The 23,854-nt window shown below is 55.5% G+C and carries 19 protein-coding genes, 1 pseudogene and 1 other annotated feature; all 20 genes and pseudogenes read right to left on the reverse strand.

What is annotated here, in order from left to right:
* Positions 1-35: 35 nt before the first annotated feature.
* Entirely contained in the window at positions 36-281 is a 246-nt protein-coding gene (locus ACRQ5J_RS00280) for a helix-turn-helix domain-containing protein (protein ID WP_432380618.1), read from the reverse strand.
* A gap of 30 nt (positions 282-311) precedes the next feature.
* Entirely contained in the window at positions 312-833 is a 522-nt protein-coding gene (locus ACRQ5J_RS00285; RefSeq protein WP_432380619.1) for an IS3 family transposase, read from the reverse strand.
* A gap of 57 nt (positions 834-890) precedes the next feature.
* A complete protein-coding gene (gene mauJ, locus ACRQ5J_RS00290; protein ID WP_432380620.1) occupies positions 891-1,745 on the reverse strand; it encodes a methylamine utilization protein MauJ in 855 nt (284 codons plus the stop codon).
* A gap of 686 nt (positions 1,746-2,431) precedes the next feature.
* Positions 2,432-3,514, reverse strand: a complete 1,083-nt coding sequence (locus ACRQ5J_RS00295) for an HNH endonuclease (RefSeq protein ID WP_432380621.1) — start codon at positions 3,512-3,514, stop codon at positions 2,432-2,434.
* Positions 3,514-5,100 (reverse strand): annotated as a pseudogene (locus ACRQ5J_RS00300) (restriction system-associated AAA family ATPase); the annotation flags it as partial. The pseudogene ACRQ5J_RS00300 and the gene ACRQ5J_RS00295, both read right to left, overlap by 1 nt.
* Before the next feature lie 199 nt (positions 5,101-5,299).
* A complete protein-coding gene (locus tag ACRQ5J_RS00305) occupies positions 5,300-6,862 on the reverse strand; it encodes a hypothetical protein (RefSeq protein WP_432380622.1) in 1,563 nt (520 codons plus the stop codon).
* Between the two features lie 29 nt (positions 6,863-6,891).
* Positions 6,892-8,556, reverse strand: coding sequence for a type I restriction-modification system subunit M (locus tag ACRQ5J_RS00310; RefSeq protein WP_432380623.1), 1,665 nt, complete (start codon positions 8,554-8,556; stop codon positions 6,892-6,894).
* Positions 8,557-8,571: 15 nt separating this feature from the next.
* Positions 8,572-11,370 carry a DEAD/DEAH box helicase family protein gene (locus tag ACRQ5J_RS00315; RefSeq protein ID WP_432380624.1) on the reverse strand — a complete coding sequence of 933 codons (2,799 nt, stop codon included), beginning with the start codon at positions 11,368-11,370 and terminating at the stop codon, positions 8,572-8,574.
* 68 nt (positions 11,371-11,438) lie between these two features.
* Positions 11,439-11,642: a helix-turn-helix domain-containing protein gene (locus ACRQ5J_RS00320; protein ID WP_432380625.1), complete on the reverse strand. Its 204-nt coding sequence runs from the start codon at positions 11,640-11,642 to the stop codon at positions 11,439-11,441.
* Between the two features lie 349 nt (positions 11,643-11,991).
* Positions 11,992-12,246: a hypothetical protein gene (locus tag ACRQ5J_RS00325; protein ID WP_432380626.1), complete on the reverse strand. Its 255-nt coding sequence runs from the start codon at positions 12,244-12,246 to the stop codon at positions 11,992-11,994.
* Between the two features lie 126 nt (positions 12,247-12,372).
* Positions 12,373-13,619, reverse strand: a protein-coding gene (locus ACRQ5J_RS00330) for an IS3 family transposase (protein ID WP_432380627.1) whose coding sequence is annotated in 2 segments (ribosomal slippage) — positions 12,373-13,331 and positions 13,331-13,619 — 1,248 coding nt in all. Because the reading frame shifts where the segments join, the coding sequence is not laid out codon by codon here.
* Positions 13,225-13,341: a sequence feature (AL1L pseudoknot), on the reverse strand. (Overlaps the previous gene by 117 nt.)
* Positions 13,620-13,796: 177 nt before the next feature.
* On the reverse strand, positions 13,797-14,759 hold the full coding sequence (locus ACRQ5J_RS00335) for a T6SS immunity protein Tli4 family protein (RefSeq protein WP_432380629.1): 963 nt from the start codon (positions 14,757-14,759) through the stop codon (positions 13,797-13,799).
* Positions 14,760-14,869: 110 nt separating this feature from the next.
* Complete coding sequence (locus ACRQ5J_RS00340) at positions 14,870-15,382, reverse strand: hypothetical protein (protein WP_432380630.1); 513 nt, start codon at positions 15,380-15,382, stop codon at positions 14,870-14,872.
* 32 nt (positions 15,383-15,414) lie between these two features.
* Positions 15,415-16,527: an esterase/lipase family protein gene (locus ACRQ5J_RS00345; protein WP_432380631.1), complete on the reverse strand. Its 1,113-nt coding sequence runs from the start codon at positions 16,525-16,527 to the stop codon at positions 15,415-15,417.
* An 18-nt stretch (positions 16,528-16,545) separates the two neighbouring features.
* Positions 16,546-19,290 carry a type VI secretion system Vgr family protein gene (locus tag ACRQ5J_RS00350; protein WP_432380632.1) on the reverse strand — a complete coding sequence of 915 codons (2,745 nt, stop codon included), beginning with the start codon at positions 19,288-19,290 and terminating at the stop codon, positions 16,546-16,548.
* A gap of 130 nt (positions 19,291-19,420) precedes the next feature.
* The gene (tssG, locus tag ACRQ5J_RS00355) at positions 19,421-20,359 is read right to left on the reverse strand and encodes a type VI secretion system baseplate subunit TssG (RefSeq protein WP_432380633.1); all 939 of its coding nucleotides are present in this window, start codon (positions 20,357-20,359) and stop codon (positions 19,421-19,423) included.
* A complete protein-coding gene (gene tssF / locus ACRQ5J_RS00360) occupies positions 20,323-21,783 on the reverse strand; it encodes a type VI secretion system baseplate subunit TssF (protein WP_432380634.1) in 1,461 nt (486 codons plus the stop codon). Before tssF ends, tssG begins: the two co-directional genes overlap by 37 nt.
* Positions 21,738-22,154: a type VI secretion system baseplate subunit TssF gene (locus tag ACRQ5J_RS00365; protein ID WP_432380635.1), complete on the reverse strand. Its 417-nt coding sequence runs from the start codon at positions 22,152-22,154 to the stop codon at positions 21,738-21,740. The genes tssF and ACRQ5J_RS00365 overlap by 46 nt, the downstream gene beginning before the upstream one ends.
* Positions 22,155-22,249: 95 nt before the next feature.
* Complete coding sequence (locus tag ACRQ5J_RS00370; RefSeq protein ID WP_432380636.1) at positions 22,250-23,158, reverse strand: hypothetical protein; 909 nt, start codon at positions 23,156-23,158, stop codon at positions 22,250-22,252.
* A 93-nt stretch (positions 23,159-23,251) separates the two neighbouring features.
* Positions 23,252-23,800: a type 1 glutamine amidotransferase domain-containing protein gene (locus ACRQ5J_RS00375; protein ID WP_432380637.1), complete on the reverse strand. Its 549-nt coding sequence runs from the start codon at positions 23,798-23,800 to the stop codon at positions 23,252-23,254.
* Positions 23,801-23,854 lie beyond the last annotated feature (54 nt).

Genomic DNA, 23,854 nt, shown 5'->3' on the forward strand with positions numbered 1-23,854 from the left:
CACCAATTATCACAAATGTATTGAAAGTACTTGTGCTACCCCTTGGCAAGCTTCACTATTGCCGCACGTTTACGAATTCCCGTCCGGTGAAAAGCGATGATCAGCTCAGCAAGCTGATCGTCTTCTGCATAAAAATACGCAGCGGGCACGTTTAACACTTCGGCCAGCCGTATAGCAATGAGAAAATCCGCCTTATGGACGCCCAATTCATATCGGTTGATACGTGTGCTGGCAACAAATCGATCCAATCCTGCTGCTATGCCAAGCGCCTTCTGGGACATGCTGTAATGACCCAGCGAAATCTGCTCAACTTACGCGGCTAATGCAAAAGTAGCCGCCGGGGTTTGCATCCGCAGTGCCTGGTGTGGACGCTTGTGGTTGTAAAACTGAATCCAGTCGCCGATCACCCGGCTGGCGTGCTGCAAAGTCTCGAAACGATGCCGGTGCGTGCATTGTTCCTTCAAAGTTCGGATTACCCGCTCCACCATCCCATTTTGCTGCGGGCAGTGCGGCGTGATGAACTCCTGCTTGAGGCCATAGCCACGCACCAAGGCCGTGAAGCTGCGGCTGGTGAAAACCAGGCCGTTGTCGCTGCGCAGCAGGAACGGCGCCGGCACACGGCCCAGCGTGCCAAAGCGGGCAATCAGAGCATGTTCCAGCGCGCTGGAGGCGGTGCAGGCCTTGCCGCTGCGCGACAGATGCCAGCCCAGCAGTTCTCGGGTGTGGCAGTCGATCACCAAGGCCAAGGTCGCCCAGCCATCCTTGCCCGCCCAGATCCGGCACATGTCCGTTGACCAACGCTCGTTGGGCGCCTGCGCCACGGAAGGCGTCATAGAATATTCCCTAATTTTTGAACAGCGTTGGCCTGCACTTAGCTTTAACGGTAGTTTCTATCTGCTCTCGTACGGTTTGTAGACGATGCGGCCGTCTTCTTGAACTACCTTTTGCAACAAATCAGACTCAAGGGATTTATCGCTACCTAATCGCTCCCAGTAAGAGCTATCAGAAAGAACGCCCAGCTCTTTCTCAATAAACAATGCAGCAAGTTCTTTCACTAGTCTGAGATCGTCTTCCATCCGACGTCTGTCTACATAACTGTCAGGATTTACCAATGGCGTGCCGTGCGCGTGTGCAACCGCACAACGCCCCGCTTCGTACAAGTACTTTCCAACATCCGGCTCGCGCTTTTGTAAGTCCCTCAACCGTTCGAGAGCAGGCGGATATTGGATGGCATGAAGGTGCGAATTGATCCAAGCCGTCTGTGCCTTACCGCCGCCATGAACTATATTCAAAACCTTGAAGTAGCTGAGAAAAGCAAACGGCAAGGAATTTACCGATAGACCTTCGCGGAATAAACCGAGGGCCAAGTCGGCGTCACGGCCTTGCGCTGCAGGCAGGTAGATTAAATCCCAAGGCCGAACTTGTGCCCATCCTGAACTAGGGAAATAGCCTTGACCGAGTCGCCCAGGCCTGTCGGGAAAATTGGACCCGCTGGAAAATAACTCGACCGCGCCTCCGTTATTAGACCATGCAAGGCGGCTAAGGAACCTACTCGCGACTGTGCCACCCACCTCGAATGAAACGCCGTTCGGATCAAATACAGATACGGTAGCTGCCAGTTCCATTTCTTCTGGTACTCCGCCTCGACGAGGCTGGAGCACTAGTGTATGGCCTTCGAAAGGAATTTCGATAAGACTATTTGGCCAAGAAAATTTAGGGCACACAGCAAGATCAAACCATTTCATAACGCACCATATTTGTAGTTCTTTAGAATCAAGTGCAACTGCCGCATTCATATCATGAACTGGCGGCCATCAGGATAGCCGATCTCCTTCGAACCCCAGCTATTTGGTACGCCACCACGAGTTCTGCAAGCTGGTCATCCTCCGTATAGAAGTACGAATTCGTCTTTCACGGCGCTCCGTGACGCGTGTCCATGAAGTGAACTAACGGGCTGCTGCATTAAGCTTTCGTGTGAGTGAGTCCCGTAACCTTGGCAGGCTGATGACATCTCCCTGATGTATAACATTCACTACAGGAGCCAGCTCATCGGGGTGGGCAGCGAAGTATCGGTCAGCACACGCCATCAAGGTTTTTGACTCGAAGGGAAAGCTCGACTGCATCACCATCGCGGCGACACGAAAGATATTGGCCTCTCTACCATTTTCGGCATCAATAGGCACATCGACAGATCGCGCTGCTAGCACACATCGATCCAACATAAGTGCTTCGCGGTCACGGGGGTTCATGGCGCGCCCCTTGAATCATTGGATAGATTTACAGCGGAATCAACTGCTCCTTGCCGATGGTTCAAATTGCAAACAGGGCGGGCAATCCTGACGCTGTGGTCAGGATAATTGCCACTCCTGTCAGAAATGCAGCCCGGCGATTCAATCTGCTCGATTCAGATGCCGCAGTTAGTGGAAGGCCTTTATAGAGCACCAACCTTTTTGCAAGCGTCGAGAAAAGATTTTTTAAGAAAATTGCACTCAGCGTACGGACGGTTCTGCGCCTGCCGTGCCAATGTTGTTAGAAACTCAGCAGTGTCTCGGCCATCTTCTTTCCATTCGTCCAGCACCTGCGTTAGCCAGTACTTGCCATCATTTTCTCCACACAGCTTCGCCTTGTAGCGCTCTTCAATGCCATATATATCCTTCCACGTATCGATTTGTTCGGTGACGGCCGCTGGGCCAAACTGCAGGGTGATTTCTTCCGGTGTGAGCTTCGCGATATCTGCTTGATGCAATGTGACTTGCAACTCAATGACATGTGGTGCTTTTGCGTACGGGTAGAAAACCGCACGGCGATAAACAGCTCCAGCGGGATCTTTTGGCATGTAGGCAGGATCCTTGCTGGTCTTGTAGCTGCTGTTGCAGTGATGACAGGCCGGGACAAGGTTGCGAAAGTTAATAGAGTTAAACGGATACAGTGCCTTGGGCAAATAGTGGTCGTAAGCCTCGCGCTTGCTGTTGTATTCGCCTAGTAGATCGTTGATGCCACAAAACGGGCATTTCCCAGCCTTATTGGTTTGCACGAAGGTCTGGTAGTGGTCGTCGATATCACCGATCTTGGCGCGCAACGCGGCGAGCCCTAGAAGAGATTGCGAGTACAAGTCCTTGAAGAATGTGCCGAGCTGGTTGGCGAGGTTCATGTGATTAACAGCAATGTCGGTGTACCGGGCAAGATGGATTGCCTGGTCATTAGCGCACACCTTTTCCAGATCGTTATTGCCCTGGTACCACTGTTTGAATTGATTAATTTCTTGAGGTGAGAGTGATGCAAAGAGGTCGTAGATTACCTTCACGTCTTTGTAAAAGGCCTTCCCGCGCTCTGCCGCTTGTGCAGAAAATCCGAATTCGACCATGACCTCCTGCAGATCCTGATTACCCTTAAACAGATCCGGGTGGAAAACTAAACCAATCGGAGCTTTGCACCAAACCTCATGAAATATGAAGTCGATGAATGCTTGCATTTTTTCCATCTGGTGCGGCACATAGGTGTAGGGAAACAGCATTAGACCTGTTCCTCCTTATTGCCTGGCAGATCACGGTCGAGGATGGCCTTGATCAGCAGCACTTTCTCCACCGAGTCGCCGAGCTGGTGGTGAATCTCCGTGATCAACGATTCTTTGTCTGTGGTGCCTTGTTCAAAACGCGCTCGTAACGCCTCCAACAAGCCCTGTGCATAGCCGCCCATGGTTTCGCGTTTGCCGAAGGTACTCATGGTGATCTTGTTGATCGAGGCGCCGAGCGTGTTGTAGTCCGGTCGGCTGATGCTGACCGCGCCATTCTCCTTGTCCTTCGCGAACACCAGCACCTTGTCCGGCTTGCTGTCCGAGATCAGGAAGGGCGTGTGGGTGGTGATCAGCATCTCCTGCGCGAACTCGCCGTCGCCGGGCAGGCATTGACGTAGGCGACTGATGAAGTTGGCGCGCCAGTCGGGGTTGAAGTGTGTTTCGGGTTCGTCAAGCAGTAACAGGCTGTTGGTATTGCGGAACAGCAAGCACAGGCCAAGACTGTGCAACAACTGGTGCTCGCCATCCGACAGCGCTTTGAGAAGCATAGGCTTCTCAACGCCTTGCTTGGTGAAATAGAAATGCTTAATGCGCATGACACGCTCGTCGGATGCGAGGGTCGGCACTGTCTCGCTGACGTAGTGACTGGTCGAGGTGTAGAGATCCGATTTCAGGGCCTCGCTGACCGGATACAAATTCAGCGCCAACAGAACTTGCAACGCCTGGAACAAGGCTAGAGGCGAATCATCGAAGTTGGCACGGAAGGCTTGCTTGGTGTGGTCGTTGACCCAGTAATCAAGGGTGAGGGTATCTGATGCTTCATCTTGAAAATGCAGCGTGGCGCAACGCTTGAGCTTCTCGATGATGGAAGTACTTTTTGTACGCTCATTCGCCTCTAAGCCTTGCAGTAGCTTGAGCCGATAGTCTCCGGTGGCCGTGTCAAGATAGATCGAATCGGTATCCTCAAAGCGCCCATCCTCTAGCTCCGTGGGCAAGATGTAGTCGCCCGACGTGAACGCAGTCACTTGGTGACGCGTAACGGGAATACTCCGCCGCAAGATAATGCGAAATTCCTTCAGCTCATCAATGCCCATGTCCTCGCGGAAGGGCTGCAAGGTAGCCTCGTCCTGAAATAGTAAATTGCACAGTAGGATGGCCTGGCTAAAGCCACTGTCTAGGTAGGCCAACCGGGTTTCCGGGTAGCCCGGATAAGGCAACTGCTTGGCGAGTGCGCTCCAGTATTCGTCGAACTGCACGAAACGCATCTTGAAGAAAGGCAGACTCAGAATTTCGTTCTCGCCCGACGAATAGCCAAGCACATACTGCGGTAAGAGGATATCGGCATAGCCGCCATCGAATGCTTGATAGGGGTCGGTTTCAAATTCATTTTGGTTTGCCCATTGAAGACGTACAGATTCACCGGGCTTTTTCCAGACGTACACACCCGCCCAAAGCGGGCTGTCCGAGCCTCTATATTCCGGAGGTACCTGGATCATGTAATCCAATTCAAACGCCACCGGAGATAGATCCAGCTTCTCGCTTTGCAAGGCCTCAGGCAAAAAACTACGACGCACACGTAGTACTTCAAGCTGAAAAAAATCGCCGCCAGCACTTCAAGCAAATTGGACTTACCGCTACCGTTGGGACCTACGCAAACGAAAGGTGCAAATCCTTCTGGTTTCGTCATCTCCTCCTGAAAAGACCACTCCGTGCGAAAGTGGTGCTCAAAACCACAGGGCAGGCTGCGAAAGCCTGCCGGATCAGTAATCTTTAGACGGACGAGTTTCATGCTTTCGCAACCCTCAACTCAATGACGTTACCAAAAACGGGCTCTCCGTTATCGTCTTGCCCCGAAATATTTCTGGATTGCTGAAAGCGTCCAGACTGCAGCGCCTTGAAAACCCAGTCCTTGATGTGATCATAGTCTTTGGCGTTCAGCGAAAAATCGCCATCCGGGTGCAATTCGGCGATGCGTATTTGTACAGCAGCGACAAACTGCTCTACGGAAAGTACGACACCACGCAATTGACCAAGGTAGGCCTCTAGCCAATGTTCGAGAAGCGGTTTGAGTTGCTCTCGGTCTTGGAGCGCGCGCAGCAACAAGTTCGTCTCAGGCAGGTTTATTGCCAATGCTGCAGCTGGCAAGGGAACCGCGACGCTAGCCGCTGCCTCCACTTCCGCAGCTGGGCTGTCCGGAATTGGTACACGTGACAAGTCCAGTTCGCCTTTGAATGCCCGTTGGCTCAGCGCGCCATAGAGAGATTCCAGATCGGTGAGGCTTTGCTGGTAACGGGATTTAATGCCTTCTACTTTTTCGACAACAGCCGAAAACTGATTTTGGAGATCAATGGGTGGGCGAATAATTATTAGCTTCTCAATGACACCTTGATTGATTTTATACGCTCCATTGGTAGTTCTGGCATTATTCTCAATTTGTTGCCGTATAAACTTGGTTTTCCAGAGCGCTTCAAGAAACGATCTATCTATGGTATCGGGCTGAATTGAAACCGCGATTATGGTGTCAGGGAAAATTACGTCAGTTGATATCGACGGGAAAAAGCATCCTTTTCCTACCAAGCTGAGATTTCCGTTCCCCCGACACAAAAGAAAATCATTCGGCGTCGGGAAGTATTTTGGATGAATTTGTGAAAAAGCGTCTTCCTTGTAAATCTCTTTGAAGGAGTCCCCTGTGATCGCTGACAACGTATAAACGCGGCCTTTATGAGTTCCTGTGTTTGATGGCGACAATCCATTCCGCATGCTCGAAATGATCGCCAAAAATTCAGGCCTCTCCCATCCCTTTTCGTTCTGCACCGGGTCGCCAAACATCTCCAGAAACACGCTCTTGAGCAGGTCGTCGAGTTGTTGCAGGTGTTGTTTTCGTTGGACGATTAACCCTTCCACTTTGCCGAGCAGATGGGCAATGCGGATTTGGTCATCGAGGGGCGGAAACGGGATTTCCAGGTTGAGAAAATCCGTCTTTGTTAGACGGCGCCGTCGCGCAACGGCGCCCTGCATGCGGGTGGCGTACGAACTCCTTGCCTGCGACGACCGCAAATAGCGCTCAAGGTAGGGGATATGGCAATCTGCTTTTCTTTGCAGTTTCCAGATGTCATAAGCTGGACTGACGATTCCTGCTGGATATTTCGTCTGAAAGCCGAGAACACCTTCATCGATCGGGAAGCCGACAACCAATTCATTCTTGTATGCGATGCGATAGTTCGAGGCGTCCGAACTGGCAATGCGCTTCTTGAATTTGTCTGCTTGGTCGACCAATCCATGCTTCATAGTGATTGAAAGCACAGGCAAGTTTTGATCACCAGCTCGGTCGCGGCCTGACTGTTCCAAGATTTCACTAAGAGGTCTGTGAGCCCAATTCATCCCACCATCCCCTTTAACTCAAGCAATTCACGCACGATGCCGCTTTGCACCTTGGCGAGTTCCGACTCATCCACATCGCCCACCTCTGCCTGAATCAGCCGATCCAGGATCACACTTGGCGCGTCGTAGTGCACCTCATTAAACACATCAGTTTTGTAGCGGGAGAGTGAGAGGTCGAAGTTGTTTTTCTCGTCCGCGATCTCAGCGCGCGGCACCATGAAACATTTCGCCGTGCGATCGGTGCAGGCGCCCGGATTACGGGCGTGGTATTTGACGACAACGTCTTGAAGATCGCCGTTGCCATCCTGCTTCGTGCGCTTGTCGTCCAGCGAATAGCCGTCGGCGGACATTTCGTAGAACCAGACATGGTCGGTGGCGGGCTGGGCGACCTTATCCTTCGGGCCCCAGACTTTGGTGAATAGCAAGATGGCGGTGCTGACCCCCGCATAGGGTTTGAACACGCCGCTTGGCATGGTGATCACTGCCTTAAGATCGCAGCGTTCCACCAGCAGTTGGCGTAGGGTTCTGAAAGCACCACTGGAGCCGAACAGCACCCCTTGTGGCACGATCACGCCGGCAGTGCCGCCTTTCTTAAGTAAGCGGTAGATGTTCTCGATAAACAGCAGCTCGGTTTTGGTGGTTCCCAGTTGCAGATTTTCGTTGATGTCGCCCTTGTCGATGCTGCCGGTGAAGGGCGGGTTTGCCATTACGATGTCGTATTCGGATTCCTCGGAGTAACTCTTGCTGAGCGTGTCTTTGTAGTCGATGTGCGGGTCGTCGATGCCGTGCATCATCAAATTCATCAGCCCCAGACGCACCATGGTAGCGTCGATATCGTAGCCAAACAGGGAGCTGGTCAGAATGGCTTGCGCCTTTTCGGTGAGCGCGGCGGCGACCGAGGTGCGCACGAAGCCGTCTTCATCGGGCGTGAGGTCTTTGGTGCCCGCCTTGATAGCGAGTTGAGTGACGATGTACTGATAGGCACCGAGCAGGAAGCCGCCTGAGCCACAGGCCGGGTCAGCGATTTTGTTGCCCAGTTGCGGCTGCACTAGATCGGCCATCAGCTTGATGATGTGGCGCGGCGTGCGGAACTGGCCATTTTTTCCGGCGGTGGCTATCTCCGACAGCAGCATTTCATAGACGTCGCCCTGGATGTCCTGAAAGGCCTGCCCATTCTCGCGGGAGTCGCGCTCCATCACCTCGAAGATCTCGTCGATAGTCTTCACCGCCTCCACCAGCAGCGCCGGTTTGGGGATGATAAACACGGCGTTCTTCATGTGGTGGGTGAAGTTGGACTCCGTACCGTTCAGGTCCTTGAGGAAGGGGAACACCTTGCTCTGCACATGCTGCAGCATCTCTTCGGCCTGCATTCGTTTGAATTCGCTCCAACGCAGGGTGCGCTTGTCGATGGCGAATTTTTCGGGCGCCTGCTGGCTGCGGTACTCGGGCGGAATCCAGCTGCCTTCGAATTTGGAAGTGTACTTGTCTCCCGTCCATTCGGCATCGGCCTGGCGTTTTTGGTCCAGCGCATCGAGCCGTTTCAAGAACAGCAGATAAGTGATCTGCTCGATGGCAGTGAGTGGGTTGCTGATGCCGCCACTCCAGAATTTATTCCAGAGTTGGTCAATTTTGCTTTTAAGTTCGGGGTTATTTTGCAGCATGGGATGCGATATTTCTTAGGCGGCCAACCGTTCGGTCAGCTGCAGGATTTCGTTGATTTCGGTCGGACTGAACACACCGCGGATTCCTTGCGGGTGGATGACCGTAAAGGGAGCGTTGATTAAGTCCTTTTTCTCCACCTTTTCACGTTCGATGATGAAGTTCTTCAACAGGTTGAGAAAATCCATCTGTCGGCTGCTAAGCGTGGTGTGGACGCGGATAAATCGATCGAAGGCGGCGCTAACTTCGTCAGGAAAACTCTTTAGCAGTTCAATGCCCAAGATGTGCCGAATGAACTGGATGAGGTGCGCCTTTCGATTTTTATAGACTTGGCGGAGCAGGCCTTCAGTGATGTGCGGGTGTTCTTCGTGCAAGAGTTCGGCCAGTTCGTCGGCCTCCGTCGCGCTAACTAGTTCACCGTTCTTAATCCTTTGCAACACCGGGTTGTGCTCTGTCAATGCGGTAATCAAGGACTCAACCATCTCACGATAGCGCGTGATGCTGACCGCTTCATGTTGCGGGCCGAATTCAACCCACTCTTTGTTATGCACTTCATCGGCCAGGTCGAGATGAGTTTGCTCTTGGCCGGTTTTTTGCTCGCGGAATTTCATCAATGGGCCGAGCTTGACTACCATATCATCGTATGAATCTTCGTCGGCCCTAGTCCAATAGTGGCTAGTTTGCGCGGCACGAATCAATACCTCCTCATGCTTCACGAAACTTACCGAAAGCGGTAACTCGCTGATCTGCTCGATGATGCCCGCCTTGAGGGCATCAGCTTTTTCCTTGTCTTCGAGCAGGACGGTAAGCGAGTATTCCAGCAAGTCACGCTCGAAGCGCATTGCTTTGAAGTCGGCGTCTGATACGGTGCGGAATAAGGGTTTAATTTCGGCGCGTAAGAATTCTAACCTGTCCTGGCTGAGGCTGCCCCAGAAGTTTTCGTCTTGCAGCCGTGCTAGCGCGGCGGCGGCTTCTCTGATTACCACTGATTCTTTGGGTAATGTAGCTATTTGCAGGCGGAGCTTATCGATTTCACGGTTGGCAATCTCGTCATGGCCGCTGTCTTGGGCCTTTTCGATCTTGTCGAGCCGCAAGCCGACCAACCGCACTGGCAGCGGCAGTTGGTGTTTGAGCTCCTTCCCCTTCGGGTTTAGCTTGAAGTACTCGAAGTTATCCCAACAATCAAGAATCAGAAACACGTCTTTCTCAAGGCACCATGGCTTAGGCTTGCTGGTTTCCAATAAACGAGTTCCGCGCCCAACCATCTGCCAGAATTTGGTGTAGGAATAGACCGGTTTAGCGAACACGAGATTGACGATCTCGCGGACGTCAATGCCGGTATCCAGCATGTCAACGCTGATAGCGATACGTGGCATGTCGTTATTCGTGAACTGATCGAGCAAGCCGCCCTTGCCATAGACGCGCGGGTCGTCCGACACGAGGACCTTGGCCAGTTCGCCATGGTATTGCGGATAAAGTTTATCGAAAACTTCTTCAACGCGCCGAGCGTGAGCCTTTGTGGCGCAGAAGAAGATAGTCTTGCCCGGCAACACGCCATTGGCGTCCTTGATTGCTTCCTCCATGAATTCGCGGACGATCAGGGTGTTGGTGCCTTTATTTATCACCTGCTTTTCGAGCTGTGAACCTTCAAAATTAATTTCTTCGACCTCTTTGCCTTGCAAGATCAACTTCTTCTGATCTTCTAGCGAGATGGTCCGCTTACTAATGCCTTCCATCTGGAACTTGGTCTGAATTTTCATGACCTGGAAGTTGCAAAGGTAAGGAGGTACATTGTTCACCGCTTCTTCAAATGTGTAGGCAAAGGTCGGCAGCCCGTCTTCGCAATGAAAAAGCTGGAAGGTGTTGTGATCGATGATGTTCGTCGGCGTGGCTGTCAGACCGAGTGTGATGGTCTTGAAGTAGTCCAGGACCTCACCGAAGGTGTTGTAGATCGACCGATGGCTCTCGTCAACAACGATGAAGTCGAAGAAGTGAGGCGATAGGTTCTGCGCATCATCACGGATGATGTTGAGCATCGTGGGATATGTGGCAACGTAAATGCGGCGGTCTGTGGCGAGCAATTTTTCACCAACATTGGGCCAGCGCGGCTCATTCGGCATGTGCTCTTTAAATGCGGCCAGCGCCTGCTCACGTAGAGCAATGCGGTCGACAAGAAACAGAACTCTTTCTGCGTGGCCAGCGCGCATTAGAGCATCGACCATCGCTATACAAGTCCGGGTCTTTCCTGTGCCAGTAGCCATTACAAGCAAGAAGTCGCGCTTCTTCTGTTCTATACCCTCGAGCACCGAACGGATGGCACGGATCTGGTAGTCGCGTCCGGCGATGGAGGTGTTGATGAACTCTTGAGTCAGTGGCTTCCGGTTGCGACGGATGTAAGCAAAGCGCTGCAAATCATCGAGCGTGGGATAGCCGATAACCTTTCGCGGCGGTGCGTTCTCTAGGTCCCAAAAATAGAGATCATGTCCATTGGTATAAAAGCAAAAAGGTAGCTCACCACCTAGTTGCTTCTTAAGGTTGTAACAATACTGTTTTGCCTGCTCGCGGCCGATGGCCGCATCGCGGCTGGTTTTCTTTGCTTCGATTACTGCCAAAGGTTTACGGTCTTTGCCAAGCAGCACATAGTCGCTGAACTGGTGCCCCTCATAGGGTGTACGTGGTTTAGCTACACCTTCTGGAAGAGGCGAGAGAATGTCAAATTCCTCGACAACTTGAGTAGGGTCTTTGACATTCCAACCCGCTTGGTACAGCTGCCTGTCGATTAATTCAGATCTAGTTTGTGCCTCAGATTTGGTCATCGGTTATTATTCCCCAAGGCGCAAAAAGGCGCGCGCAGGTCAAGCACATGCGCTTTTTTTGTTTGCATTCACTTTTCCTCGTGCCGGCGTTCGACGTTTTCATCGGCTCCGCCGGCACGCACCCATTCATCGACTTCGGCGCGTTGAAATTTCCACAAACGTCCGACGCGGTGCGCCGGCAAGCCTTTACGGTCGATCCAGCGATAGATCGAGTCTCTTGTGACGCCCAAGTGTTCGGCGATCTGTTCCACAGAAATCCACGATTCACTCATAGAATAATTCCAAACATCTCAAGGATCAGTGGCATAAAGTCGGAAAGAATCGCAAAGGGCGTACTGTATCATCAAAAAGACTGGTGAGCCAAATTATAATAGCAAAACATTAAGTAAATTATTCCTTAGTTTTAGACCTTCCAGTCTACTAAGTTCGCGGATTGGCGTGGCTTCGTCATTTTCCAGGCCGTCCAGTATCGCCTTCAGATTTGCCAATTGATCTCGAACTTCCCGAAATCATTTATAGAATTTAATCAGCTAACTACACAGAGTTCGTAGAACAGGCGTTATGTCCAATTAAAGGCGCACCCAATCAATCACCCACTTGCACCGTTTTATTGGGCGCGTATCATGCCCTGATCGCCTGCAGCGCAATACCGCGGAGATCACCATGCCCACCGCCACCATCGACCACACCACTTTTATCAAACTCACCGAGGCCGACGTGGTACGCCAGGTCCAGGCCATTGGCCGGTCGGCCGGCTGGGAAATTCCTATACAACAATATGGGCTTCGCCGATGCAATGGGATCTGTGTAACTGAACAACTGCGTCTCGTAAAAACAACACCCCCACATCGCGTCATTTTCCAGCACGTAACGCACGTCCTGGAATGCAAAATACCTTCCTGTATCCCGACGATACCCGCTGATCCGCAGCGGGTACTTGTCCGTTTATACCTCTATACACGGCATTGCCCCCCTCTTCTCGCAATGAATCACCCCGGAAATTTAGGAGGCCGATTGGTGTGAGTCAGGCGAAATAACCTGCTCGGAAAGTTGTCGGTAGTAGTTTGCCTCAGCTTCGGCCGGCGGTATATAGCCAAGCGGTTTGAGCAACCGATGATGATTGAACCAGGTCACCCACTCTAGCGTCGCCAGCTCGACGGCCGCGCGCGTCTTCCAGGGAGCACGGCGATGTATCAGTTCTGCCTTGTACAGCCCGTTAATGGTCTCGGCCAACGCATTATCATAACTGTCGCCCTTACTTCCCACAGAAGGCTCAACTCCAGCTTCTGCCAGGCGCTCACTGTAGCGAATGGAGACGTATTGCGAGCCCCTGTCGCTATGATGAATCAAGGCGTCATCACGTTCTGGTTGGCGTGCGTACAGCGCCTGTTCCAAGGCATCCAGAACGAAGTCGGTGCGCATGGAGCTGCTGACGCGCCAGCCCACGATACGCCGGGCAAAGACATCAATCACAAAGGCCACATAGACAAAGCCTTGCCAAGTCGAGACGTAGGTGAAGTCGGACACCCACAGTTGATTGGGTCGTTGTGCCTTGAACTGGCGGTTGACCCGGTCCAGCGGGCAAGGTGCGGCCGCATTGCCGATCGTGGTCTTCACGACCTTGCCCCGCATCACGCCGCGCAGGCCGGCGCGGCGCATCAAGCGCTCAACGGTGCAGCGGGCAACTTCGGTGCCTTCGCGCCGCAGTTGGCGCCAGACCTTTTCGGCACCATAGACCTGCATGTTGGCTTGCCAGACGCGTTCAATTTGAGAGGCCAGCACCTCGTCACTCTTCGCACGATTGCTGCGAAAAGCGGGATTGCACCGCTGCGCGGCGTAACGCCAGTAGCCGGACGGGGCGACTTGCAGGACTTTGCAAATCGACTCGACCCCATACGCTTGGCGGTGCTGGTCGATGAACTGTCTCACGATTTGAAGCGACGGTCGAGCTCCGCCTGGGCGAAAAACGCGCTCGCCAGACGCAGGATTTCATTCGCCTTGCGTAGCTCCTTGTTCTCGCGCTCCAGCGCCTTGAGGCGCTCGCTTTCGGCCGTTGTGGTGCCTTCACGCTGGCCCGTGTCACGCTCACGCTGGCGCACCCAACGGCGCAGAGTTTCGGAGGTACAGCCTATCTTGGCTGCGATGGACGTGATGGCCGCCCACTGCGACTCGTACTCGCTGCCGGCCTCTTGGACCATGCGCACGGCGCGCTCCATCACTTCGGGGGAATATCGGACTGATTTTTTCATGGTGACTCCATTTTCTCAAATGTTGGAGCCTCCTTCAAACCCGGGGCGATTCACTAACGACAAATTGGGGAGCACCGCTTTCGATAACTTTACCGCCGTGTGATGTAGTGTCACCTACTCGGATTATGTTTGCCATCCCTCGCTCCAGTTTTTTAAATTTGTCGTCGGTTCGTGCTTTCACTGGTTTTTCGAGGATGCTGTGGTACCTGATTCGGATATAGGTCGGACGCGCAGACTAGCCGACGTCTTTTCCCAAAGCGCGAGGACCTCTACATCGGACAAGCTGGAGTTTACGGGTCTTCCAGGTTGACCGTGTCCCGTACTTAATTCAAGCGTGAGTAGTGGGCGATATACGTTATCCGTTGTATTCAAGGATTCCCACATGAAGTCATGCAGCACACTGCCGTTGGGCTCATCTACGCGGTCCATGACTTCTCCACCCGGAACGCCAGCGAGCGTTCTCGGACCTTCTCGCAATGTATGAAACCGGCTTCTGTATTCATTCTTGACCGTGTTTTCCGCGTCGCGCTGTAAATATGGCGTTTGAGGAGCAACGCCCGCAAGGGTGCTGAGCGCGATAGCGAGATCAGGATGTTCCTTCAGCCCGACAAACATTGATGTGTATTCAGAGTCATCGGGGGCCAACGGCTCGGTTAAGAATGCGTTCTCCAGGCAGAAACCGGACTGCATCGGAATTTCATCTTTCTTTCTCCAACGAAGCTGCCCGATTATTCTCTCTAGCTCTTGGACGTCAGTATCGTAGCGAATCTTAGAGTAGAAACTGTAGGTGACATCGTGTGAACGCGCGAAAGCACGGATAGCAACAACCTGGCTCTCTTTCCTAACACCTCCAGGAAACATCTCAAGCCACATCCTGTCATACACAAATATACGTGCTTGAACATTCTGATTCTTTATCTCCCGCACCTGCTCCAGAGATACGTGCCCTCTCTCATTTTTTCCGGTTTTGTGTTTGGCTTCTTCTTCCGCGAGTCGAGCAAAGAATTCCTCATCCGCTTCGATCCAGGATGAAATATCCCATCCTGATAACGAGGCTCCTCGATACGAAACTATCGCGTTCTCAGGAACATCAATCAAGAACCGGCCAACACACATCGTCTTCATTTGCATGATTTTCATGAGGTGCTCCGTTTCTTTCCGCTTTTCATCGCGCCATGCGCAATTAAATACAAATGCACAGCAAATAAATGTGCATACCAAAACAAACAGCCGACGATTAAGGAGGTTTTTCATACATCTTGCATCAGCTTGACAATAAGGTGTCGAGTTAAAGCAAGCATGTCTGAGTTGCTGTAACTACCTTGGTGGGAATAACCTTGGGTAGCAAATACTTGCTTTACCTTCCCGGCTGGAGCGATGCCTGACTGATAAGGAACAGTTCCGTCCCCATGAACGTCCTGCACTGAAGGAGTTACCTCGACAAAGATACCGTTTTGTAACTGAATTCGTCTGCCACCGCCCACGAGATAGCCGGCCAACCGCGCCTTCTTTATCATTGACTCGGTAAGGTTAGAAAATCTTGTGGTCAGTTTCCATCGAAAGCTACCATAGGAAAGCTGAGTGTGATCCGCTCCATAAAAGACATAGGTCTTGGGATGGTAATTGTCTTTCAAAATTTCACAGTGAAATTTCCTTGCTTGACGAACTGCTTCTATAACTCTTTCTTGGACGTTTCCTCGATATGTCTTCGCAGGATCAGCAAATGCCAGATCGATTAAGCGATACCAGGAATCGAAGTTCATATACAGCTCATACGGATCCGCACAAGAAAGATTTATAAAAGCCGGTTTTTTTGATCGTCTACTGATTGAGCAAACAACCAAGGTTTAGGATAGAGATGATTGGGTAGTAATTCGAGAGGACCCGCAGCGGTAGCAAGTACTGGCATCGTCTCCGCAATAGTTAGCCCGGCAATTTCTGCAAATTTTTCAGTGCCGATATTCGCCAACATGGAGTTGCTAGGGCTGCTGGTTTCGGTCCCGCAGGCGAGACGTCGAAAGCATACGGGAGCGCCGAGTGCCGGCATAACACCGTGCACGACTCCAGCGATCAACTGCGGAATCTTTTGCGCGCATGCTCGTGCTACCAAGCCCCCCATCGAGTGCGTCACCAGAAGAACAGCATCGCACTCCCTCTTCTTACTTTTCCAGTATGCGATGATCGTTTCGATTCTGCTCTGCAGTGATTTGGCCGATACCTCATTCGATTTCAGCCAGTTGTAGCCGAAGCCGTACACGGGATAATGGAATTGCGAAAATTTCTTTAGTTCTTCGTCCGTTAAAGGCGCCCCTGTCCCTTCAGAACTTACACCCCATTTCGCCCTGTCGTAGCCATTCACACGAACCCAGTCACCATCTAGAAAGGTATTGCTGCCGACGAATCGATAAGTTCTGTTCAAACTCTTTTGCAATGTCACAAGCAGCAATCCATAGCTCGAAAGATGGATTTCTCCCCAGCCCCGTTGCCTGGCTATATTTTCGTCCCACACAGAACCGTCAGTCGATACACCAAGCGGGATCGCGCCATTAGGATCAACCTCTAGCGTGTCTCCATCAAGTATCTTTTGCCGAACAGTTGGGCTTCGCGCTTTCCATTTTTTTGCTTCACCGAGGCCCTCACCCACTCCATTAGGAGGGCGCCATGCCTCCTCTCCCGGATTCAGTTCTTTGTTTTTCTTATCAGCAGGATTCGTGTTCGCCCGCAAGTTACTACCCATAATTCCGGCGATAACAATTACCGGCATTACTTTCGTTGGAGGTATGCCAACAGCACCTCTCGTGTTGTTTGCCTTCGGTGAAAGCTGAGATACTGCACGTAGATTGCCTTCGTGGTCCTCATACGAGGGAACTGGCCGCGTCGGCTCACTGCGGTTTGGTGATGTGGCCATAATGGGTTTCCTTCCTGACTACGCTTCTTCGGGATAGATCAGTACTTCAATCTCACCAAATTCCTGAGCGGTCGCGATTTCTGTTCGCCCTTGGCTGTCTGTCGTTCCCTCAATATTTCGCCCATCGGGTAGCGTCAGTTTGTAACGACGCCCTTTTGCAGGCTCGCCAGTTTGGGCGTGATAGAGCACAATCCTTTCGTCGGTTTCAATGGAAGTGCTTGGGAATCTAATCTCACTGGGACTCCCGTCGCCGCCGCTCGTATGCAAGAACTTGGAAGATTTGATGGTGTGGGTGCCTTTACTCTGCTGCGTAATGGCGCCGCCACCGTAGTTCACCTGAGCGCCTTTACTTACCAATTTGATCTCCGGGGACTGGAGTTCTAAGCCCTGACCTGCGGTGATGCAAATCTTTCCGGTAGCAGTGATATTGATGTCGCCACGGTGTGCCTGAAGCAGTACGTTTCCGCTGGCGGCAATCAGCTTCATGCCAAGCGCATGAGCAAAGACGCTTACCCCCTTAACGGCTCGAATAAATATATTCTTCCCCGATGAGAGATTCGTATCGCCCGAGCCAAGAATGTCTACTTTCGACTGGGCGCCTATCAGGATATTGTTCTCGCTTATGAGAAGCATTCCTTGTGCCGCATGCGCACCGAGAATCGCTTGCTGGGAACCAGCCTTCCAGTTCTTTAGCTTATCTATTAGTTCGGAAAGATGCGGTATCTCTGCATCATCGGAAGAGTGGGTTTGAGCTACCGTAGCCAGCTGGCTGGCTATGCTGTTAAGTAGATCTGCGACCCCAATCAGATCATCCCGCTCTAAATGCTCATCTCGTGTTGCATGCGTCGATAAAAGTATTCCGTTACTAGCTCGAATAGCTATCGACTCCGTGCTAGTTAGTTCAGCCCCCTCGCCACGCTTTTTTCCGGTCCCATCTGCTCTTGAAGACGTGAGAAATCCTAAATTGAGCTGGGCTTGTGCGTGATCGCTTGCCAGCTGTGCGCTGATCTGACCTTCCGTATCATCCAGCCGCAACTGGTTCGCACGGCCGCCGTTGATTTCGCGGCTTTTGATGCCGGAGAGGTAGCGGTTGCCGGGCAGGTCACCGGCGCTGCTGAGAGCCGCTGGCATCCCTTCCTGGTTGTAGAGCTGGCCGACGATGACGGGTTTGTCGGGGTCGCCGCCGAGAAAGGCGACCAGCACTTCTGTACCGATGCGCGGCAGGCCGATGGCGCCGCACTGCTTGAAGGACCCGGGGCCGTTGCCGGCCCAGTTGGAGGCGACGCGCACCCACGCGGAATCGGTTTGCGTGTCCGATGCGCCGGCGCCGGCCGCTTCTTCATGGTCTTCCACGCGCGTGCCGGGGAAGCGGATTTTGACGCGTCCCAGCTGGTCGCAGTGCACCTCCTCGCCTTCCGGGCCAACTACAACAGCGCTTTGCATCTGAGTTTGCGGCAGGTCGGTGCGCGCGTCGTAAGTCGGCACGATGGTTACCCCGCGCCGTACGGCGCTGAATTGGATGTGCATGCGAATCGGGCCGCTCGCAACTTTGTCGATCATGTCCCTCTGCATCAGCAGTTCTTGCGCGCTAACCATCCAGCGGCTGCGGATGAACAGGCGTTCCACGCGCGCAGCCAGGTCTTTCGTCAAGTTGCTCTGCGCCGTCACTTGCAAAGCAGTGACGACGAAGTCGCGATCCTCGGGAGAATGGTCGTCCACTTCCGGGTGTTCGCTCAGCGTAAAGTATTCGCCGGCGCACAGGTCACGCACGCTGCCTTCGCCATGGAAGCATTTCGATTCGTAGTCGTGCCGGCTCATGCGCAGCTGGCCGAGGCGGAACAGATCCTCATTATCGTCGCCGGCGTGCGGCGATAGGATCTGATAGTCGTCCAGGCTGGCGGCCAGTTCGTTGCCGCTGATGCCTTGGTCGATGCCGCTGCTGGCTTCCACCCTCATAAAGTCCCGTCCCTGCGTATTCATGTAGTCCCAGCTGTGACGCGTAACCGTGCCCGGTTGCAGGCTGCGCACCGCGCTCCAGGCGGTGATGGTGTCGCGTTCCTCGGTGGCGCTGTCGCGGTGGTAGCGAATGGTGCCGGCGGCGTTCTGGCGCAGACTGTCGGCGTTATTGAACAGCACCAGCGTGTGGCTACCGCCGTCGGCGCGGATGTACCAACCAATGCCGCGCCGTTTCAGCAGACGGCGGATGAAGGCGGCGTCCGACTCGTTGTACTGCATGGTGAACTCGCGCTTGGGATACGTACGCTGGTTGAAGGTATCGTCGGTTTCGTGCTTGAAGCAGGTGCCGAGCACCGGGCTTTTCTGCCGCCACTCGTTGAGGATGCGCTGGACGATTTCCACCTCGTCCATATTGCGGAACACGCGCATGTTGGTGCGCTTTTCCAGAATAGCCAGAGCGTCGCGCAGCACCAGTTGGTAGCTGGCCAGGCCGCCATCGCTGTCGCCGGAACTGGCTTCGGTGACGATGCCGCACACAGCGCGCACGCCACCACGGTCGGTGACGAACTCCAGTACCGCCGGCACGGCGATCAGCTGCTTCAGCGGCAGCTGGGCGTTGGCCGAGACGCACAGCACGCAGTATTCGATGCCGCCGCAGATGCTCTCGGTGCCGTACACGCGCTGCGGTAGCAGCATGTCGTCATTGGCGCCACCCGGCAGGTCGAGACGCAGACGCAGTGGCCGATTGTCGGTTACCAGTTCCTTGGCCAGGGTCATGAAGCTGAAAAAGTCGCTGTCGCTTTCCACATTCGCTCCTTGCTACGTAACAGATGAGGTGAGCTTCACATGGTGTCACTATGCGATGATTATTTTTTGAGTTTGCACAACTACCGGGCTCGCCACGTGCAAAAACTGACGGCGCCTGCATGGGCCTATCTTAGCTGTGCAGCAGGTACATCAATTCGTCATGGTCGCGCGTGGCCGTCCCGCTTTGCAGGCGTGTGTTCACGCCCAAGCGAATGTCAGCGCCCAGTTGCGCGTCTTGCGTGTCTTGCGCTCGCTGCGTCAGATGCACTTCCCATGTCATGCCGATACCGCAGTGCAGCTTGAGCATGGCCTCCAGCCGCACTGCGGCCGACTGGCCGGGCAGGAAGCATTGGTAGCACGCCCTGTCCAGTGGACCGATACGCAGGCGTACCCGCGCGTCGTAGCTGTAGATGCGGCTGCCGAGCATGACGCCGCCATCCAGGTCGACATTGGCCTGGCCCAGCCGCGCCTGGTCTTCGGGCGGCAACGAGGTCCATTCGCCCACCAGCTGTTCCACCCGCACCGGCACGCCAAAATATTCGCTATACATGCCGGCGATCTGCGGTGCGCTGACGGTGCGGCTTCGTATTTGCATGGCGTAACGGGCCAGCGTTTCGCGGTCGATGGCGCCGTCGTTCGCTGGCATGCCGGCCAGTGCAGTCAGCATCTCCAGGTATGCCGTCTCCGCGCATGCGGGCCGGTTGCGCGCCCAGGCCTGATAGAACATTTCCACCGGCCGGTGTGAGATTACGTCGAGAAAGGCGCGCGGGCCGCCGTCGTGGCGCTCCTTTTCGTGACGGCCGATGCGCTCCGAGTAGTGCAGCGGCAGCACGCCCTGGCTGCCCAGCAGGCCGATGAAGGCCGGCGTCACGCGTACGGTGTGGCTGTCGGCGCTGAGATTTTCGATCTGGTGCGAGGCATAGCTCAGCGCCAGACGGTTGCGGAAACGCGTGAGGTCCGGTCGCCATTGCGCCACCAGCCGCACCGCCTGGAAGAATTCGAAGCGCTGCGGGTCGGCTTGCAGTTGGCCGATTACGCCAACGTCAGCGCGCCGTTGCGTGGTGGGCATCGCAGCAACTCCTTTCCGCTAACGTGGGACAGCACCACCAGTTGCGTAAAGCTGTTCAGGTGCACGTGCAATGCGAACAGATGATCCAGTATCTGCGCGAACGCGTGGATGCCGGTGCCGGCGTAGGCTTCTTCGTCCAGCGATACCTGCACTTCGATGCCGCGCAGGTAGGCGTTGCCTTGCGCCTGGCGTATCCATGCGGTGGCGGAACGATAACCGAGCGCCTTCACGCCGTCGATCATCCGTTGCGCAACCATGCTGTCCTGCTGCGCGTAGAGCCGCAGCATGGTAGTCAACGCCGGCAGCCCTTCCTGCGTCAACGAGCGGTGGTTGAGGGCCAGATGGGCGATCAAGCCCCACTGCCGTCCACCTTCGCTGGACAGACGATGCGATAGCGTCGGCCGCTGCAGCATGCGGATCGGGTAATTGCCGATCGGACTTTCCGTGCTGAGGTCGCCGCCGGCGCGCCCGTATTGCAGACTGCGCGGCAGATTGCGATTGGTGCAGGTGAGGCGTACCGAGGCCGTACCGTCGTCGCTGCGCAGCGGCGAGAAGTCGCGGTCCACCAGCGATAGCGTGTGTTCGTGACCGGCGCTCATCAGGTCTTCGCGCTGCGCCAGCCAGTAATGGCTTTTGCGGCTTTCCGTTTCACTGTGGCGCAGCGAGTACCAGGGGAAGAAGTCCGTCACCGCGCTGCCATCCTGCGTCTTGCGCACCATCTGCACGCTGTCGATGCTGTAGATGTCGCAGGCGTGGCCAGGCATTTCGTCTGCCATCAGCGGGTAGCTGCTGCGCGTGTGGGTGACGCGGATCGGCGTGGCCGGCTGCGGGAACAGATTGACGATCGGTGTGCAGCCCAGCAGCAGGTTGTCTGCGTCGAGCGTGCGCAGAATGCGCGCGGCCGGGGTGTCCGGACGCACGTCGCGCAGCAGCAGGCGCAGGGTGAGCTGGGCGCAGCCTTCCGGTGCGGCAGCGGTCAGCGCGGCGAGGTCGATGTCGACGAAGTCGAATTTCTCCGGGAAGGCGAAGTATTCGCTCAGCAGGCGGTAGGCGCCATGTTCGGACGGCGCGGCCGGCAGCAGCGCTTCTTCCGCGGTGAGGCCGGCGGCTTGCAGCGGCAGGCGTTCCAGCATCCGCCACTGGCCGTCCGCCTCAACACAGGCGCAGGCGGTGTGCAGGAAGATGGCGTCGCGCAGGGCGGCCCGCAGCGAGGCTTCGCCGTCGATGTAGACGCGCAGCGTGGGCAACGCCAGTGCGGCCAGGCTGCGCGTGGCGCCGGTGCAGGCGATGCGGATGCTGATGGCGGAACCGGCGTCCGCCGGCAACGACAGTGTCGGCGGCGTTTGTGGATACGGCTCAAAGCCGGCCGCGCCGATGCTCACCGGCGCCACCACCGTGTCGTACACGGTGCGGAAGCGGCACACCACCGCCCCTGCCCCAGCGCCTTCAGCATGGCGCCGCGCGGCAGCACGCTGACGCTGCTGATTTCAGTGGCGCGCGCGCCGCTGGTGTCGATGCGGGCGATCGAGCAGGAAGGAATCGGCCGCAGGAAGTGCGGGTACAACATGCACAGCAGGGCTTCGGTGAAGTGGGTGTAGCCGTCGTCCAGCAGCCGCGCCACGCGCGCGTTGAGGAAGGCAGCGGATTGGATCAGCCGTTCGACGTGGGGGTCGGCGCAGCTTTCGCCGCGCATTTGCAGGCTGCCGGCCAGCTTGGGATAGCGCTCCGCAAACTCGGCGCCGGCGCGCCGCAGCATGCTGAGCTCGCGCTCATAATAGGGCAGCAGTTTTTCCATCGACGACATCCCCCGGGGAACGACGGCCCGCGAAACGGGCCGCGCAAGTCCCCGATGATGTCACGATGGTCGGGCTGCTTATTGCGCTTGCGCAATCAGTTGGTGAGGCGTTCCCAGCCGTGCTTCACGGCGTCCTTGAACTTGTCCCAGCTCGATTGCGGCTGCTTGCTTTCCCAGCCGGCGCGCAGTTCCGGTTCAACGTCGTTCCATTCCTTGTCGCGGTAGCCGGGGTTGCCCTTCATCGATTCGCCGTAGCGGTAGGCCGGGTCGAATTCCTGGTAGGTGCCGCCGGTGTAGGTTTTCTCCCAGTGCGAGCGGAAGTAGTCGTCGTCGGCCTGCTCGTTGCCGGTCAGGATGTCGATGCTGTCCTGGTTGATGCCGGCATCGCGCGGGTAGATGCGCATGCCGCTGCGCTGCACGGTGTTCTGGATGTCGGCCACCGCCTCGGCGGCCGGCGCGACGGTGCCGGCCGCGACGCTGCCGCGTTGCAGCGATCCCGGCGCCAGCACCACCTGTTCGGAACGCGCGAACACCACCGCGTCCTCGCGCGGGCGGATGCCGTGCTGCTCCGGCGCGGCCTGCTGCGCGCCGACGCTGGTTTGCAGCAGGCCGGTGCCGCTGCGCAGCACGTCCGCGCCCCAGCCGCTGGCGCGCCACATCGATTCGTGCTCGTCGATGTCGATCGGGTTGAAGTCGTCGATGATGTCGGCCGCGCGCTCGGCCTCCTCCAGCGTGGCGGTGTGCAGCGACAGCACCGTGTGGCCGCGGTTCAGCGCTTCGGCGTAGACGTGCTGGTCGGCGTGGTCGCGGCCGACCAGCTCGCTGAACATCTGCTTGACGTTGCCGAGGATGGAGGCGTCGTCGTTGATGCGGGCGGTGCCGGCCACGCTGCCGGAATCATGGATCTCGATACTTGCATTGTCGAAGCCATTCTGCAGCAGCTCGTTCTTGGCGTGGGTGGCTTCGGCACGGGTTTCAAATACGGCGGCAAGGGTATGGGTCATGGTGATCTCCTGTGTTTTAGACGCATGAGGTCGGTGCTGGTTTGAGTCTACATAAGGCCTGTACAGTCCAGCGCTCGCTTGCTACTGGGAAATTCAAGCCGCTTGCAGCGCTTGCTTCAGGGCCTGGTTGAAGGCCGGGATGTCATCCGGCTTGCGGCTGGTGATCAGCTTACCATCAGCCACCACTTCCTGGTCGCGCCAGGCGGCGCCGGCGTTGTGCAGGTCCTGCTGCAGCGACGGCCAGCTGGTGATCTGCTTGCCCTTGACCAGGCCGGCGTCGATCAGCGTCCACGGGCCATGGCAGATGGCGGCGATCGGCTTGTTCTCGCGGCCGAATTCGCGGATGAAGCCGATGGCTGCGCTGTGCAGGCGCAGCGTGTCCGGGTTGGCCACGCCGCCGGGCAGCACCAGCGCGTCGAAGTCGCCCGGGCGGGCGTCGCGCACGTCCAGCTCCACGGTGAACTGGTCGGCCGGGTCCAGGTGGTTGAAGCCCTGCACTTGTTCGCCCTTGGCCTTGACCGACACCAGCGTGACCTTGGCGCCCTGCTGTTCGAGGAAGGCGCGCGGCCCGGTGTACTCCACCTGTTCCACGCCGTCGGTCATCAATACTGCGATGTGCTTCTGTTGCAACTCCTTCGTCATCGTCACTCTCCATGCTAGTAATCCAGGAGTGACAGGGTGCCATATGCGCCCGGG

Source organism: Duganella sp. P38, from assembly GCF_050859475.1.
Classification (GTDB): Bacteria; Pseudomonadota; Gammaproteobacteria; order Burkholderiales; family Burkholderiaceae_D; genus Rugamonas.

Bases quoted from the DNA above. Each gene is read 5' to 3' on its own strand.
- ACRQ5J_RS00280 (WP_432380618.1), bottom strand. From the start codon at position 281: ATGTCCCAGAAGGCGCTTGGCATAGCAGCAGGATTGGATCGATTTGTT.
- ACRQ5J_RS00285 (WP_432380619.1), bottom strand. From the start codon at position 833: ATGACGCCTTCCGTGGCGCAGGCGCCCAACGAGCGTTGGTCAACGGAC.
- mauJ (WP_432380620.1), bottom strand. From the start codon at position 1,745: ATGAAATGGTTTGATCTTGCTGTGTGCCCTAAATTTTCTTGGCCAAAT.
- ACRQ5J_RS00295 (WP_432380621.1), bottom strand. From the start codon at position 3,514: ATGCTGTTTCCCTACACCTATGTGCCGCACCAGATGGAAAAAATGCAA.
- ACRQ5J_RS00310 (WP_432380623.1), bottom strand. From the start codon at position 8,556: ATGCTGCAAAATAACCCCGAACTTAAAAGCAAAATTGACCAACTCTGG.
- ACRQ5J_RS00315 (WP_432380624.1), bottom strand. From the start codon at position 11,370: ATGACCAAATCTGAGGCACAAACTAGATCTGAATTAATCGACAGGCAG.
- ACRQ5J_RS00320 (WP_432380625.1), bottom strand. From the start codon at position 11,642: ATGAGTGAATCGTGGATTTCTGTGGAACAGATCGCCGAACACTTGGGC.
- ACRQ5J_RS00335 (WP_432380629.1), bottom strand. From the start codon at position 14,759: ATGAAAATCATGCAAATGAAGACGATGTGTGTTGGCCGGTTCTTGATT.
- ACRQ5J_RS00340 (WP_432380630.1), bottom strand. From the start codon at position 15,382: ATGAACTTCGATTCCTGGTATCGCTTAATCGATCTGGCATTTGCTGAT.
- ACRQ5J_RS00345 (WP_432380631.1), bottom strand. From the start codon at position 16,527: ATGGCCACATCACCAAACCGCAGTGAGCCGACGCGGCCAGTTCCCTCG.
- tssG (WP_432380633.1), bottom strand. From the start codon at position 20,359: ATGCCCACCACGCAACGGCGCGCTGACGTTGGCGTAATCGGCCAACTG.
- ACRQ5J_RS00365 (WP_432380635.1), bottom strand. From the start codon at position 22,154: ATGGAAAAACTGCTGCCCTATTATGAGCGCGAGCTCAGCATGCTGCGG.
- ACRQ5J_RS00370 (WP_432380636.1), bottom strand. From the start codon at position 23,158: ATGACCCATACCCTTGCCGCCGTATTTGAAACCCGTGCCGAAGCCACC.
- ACRQ5J_RS00375 (WP_432380637.1), bottom strand. From the start codon at position 23,800: ATGACGAAGGAGTTGCAACAGAAGCACATCGCAGTATTGATGACCGAC.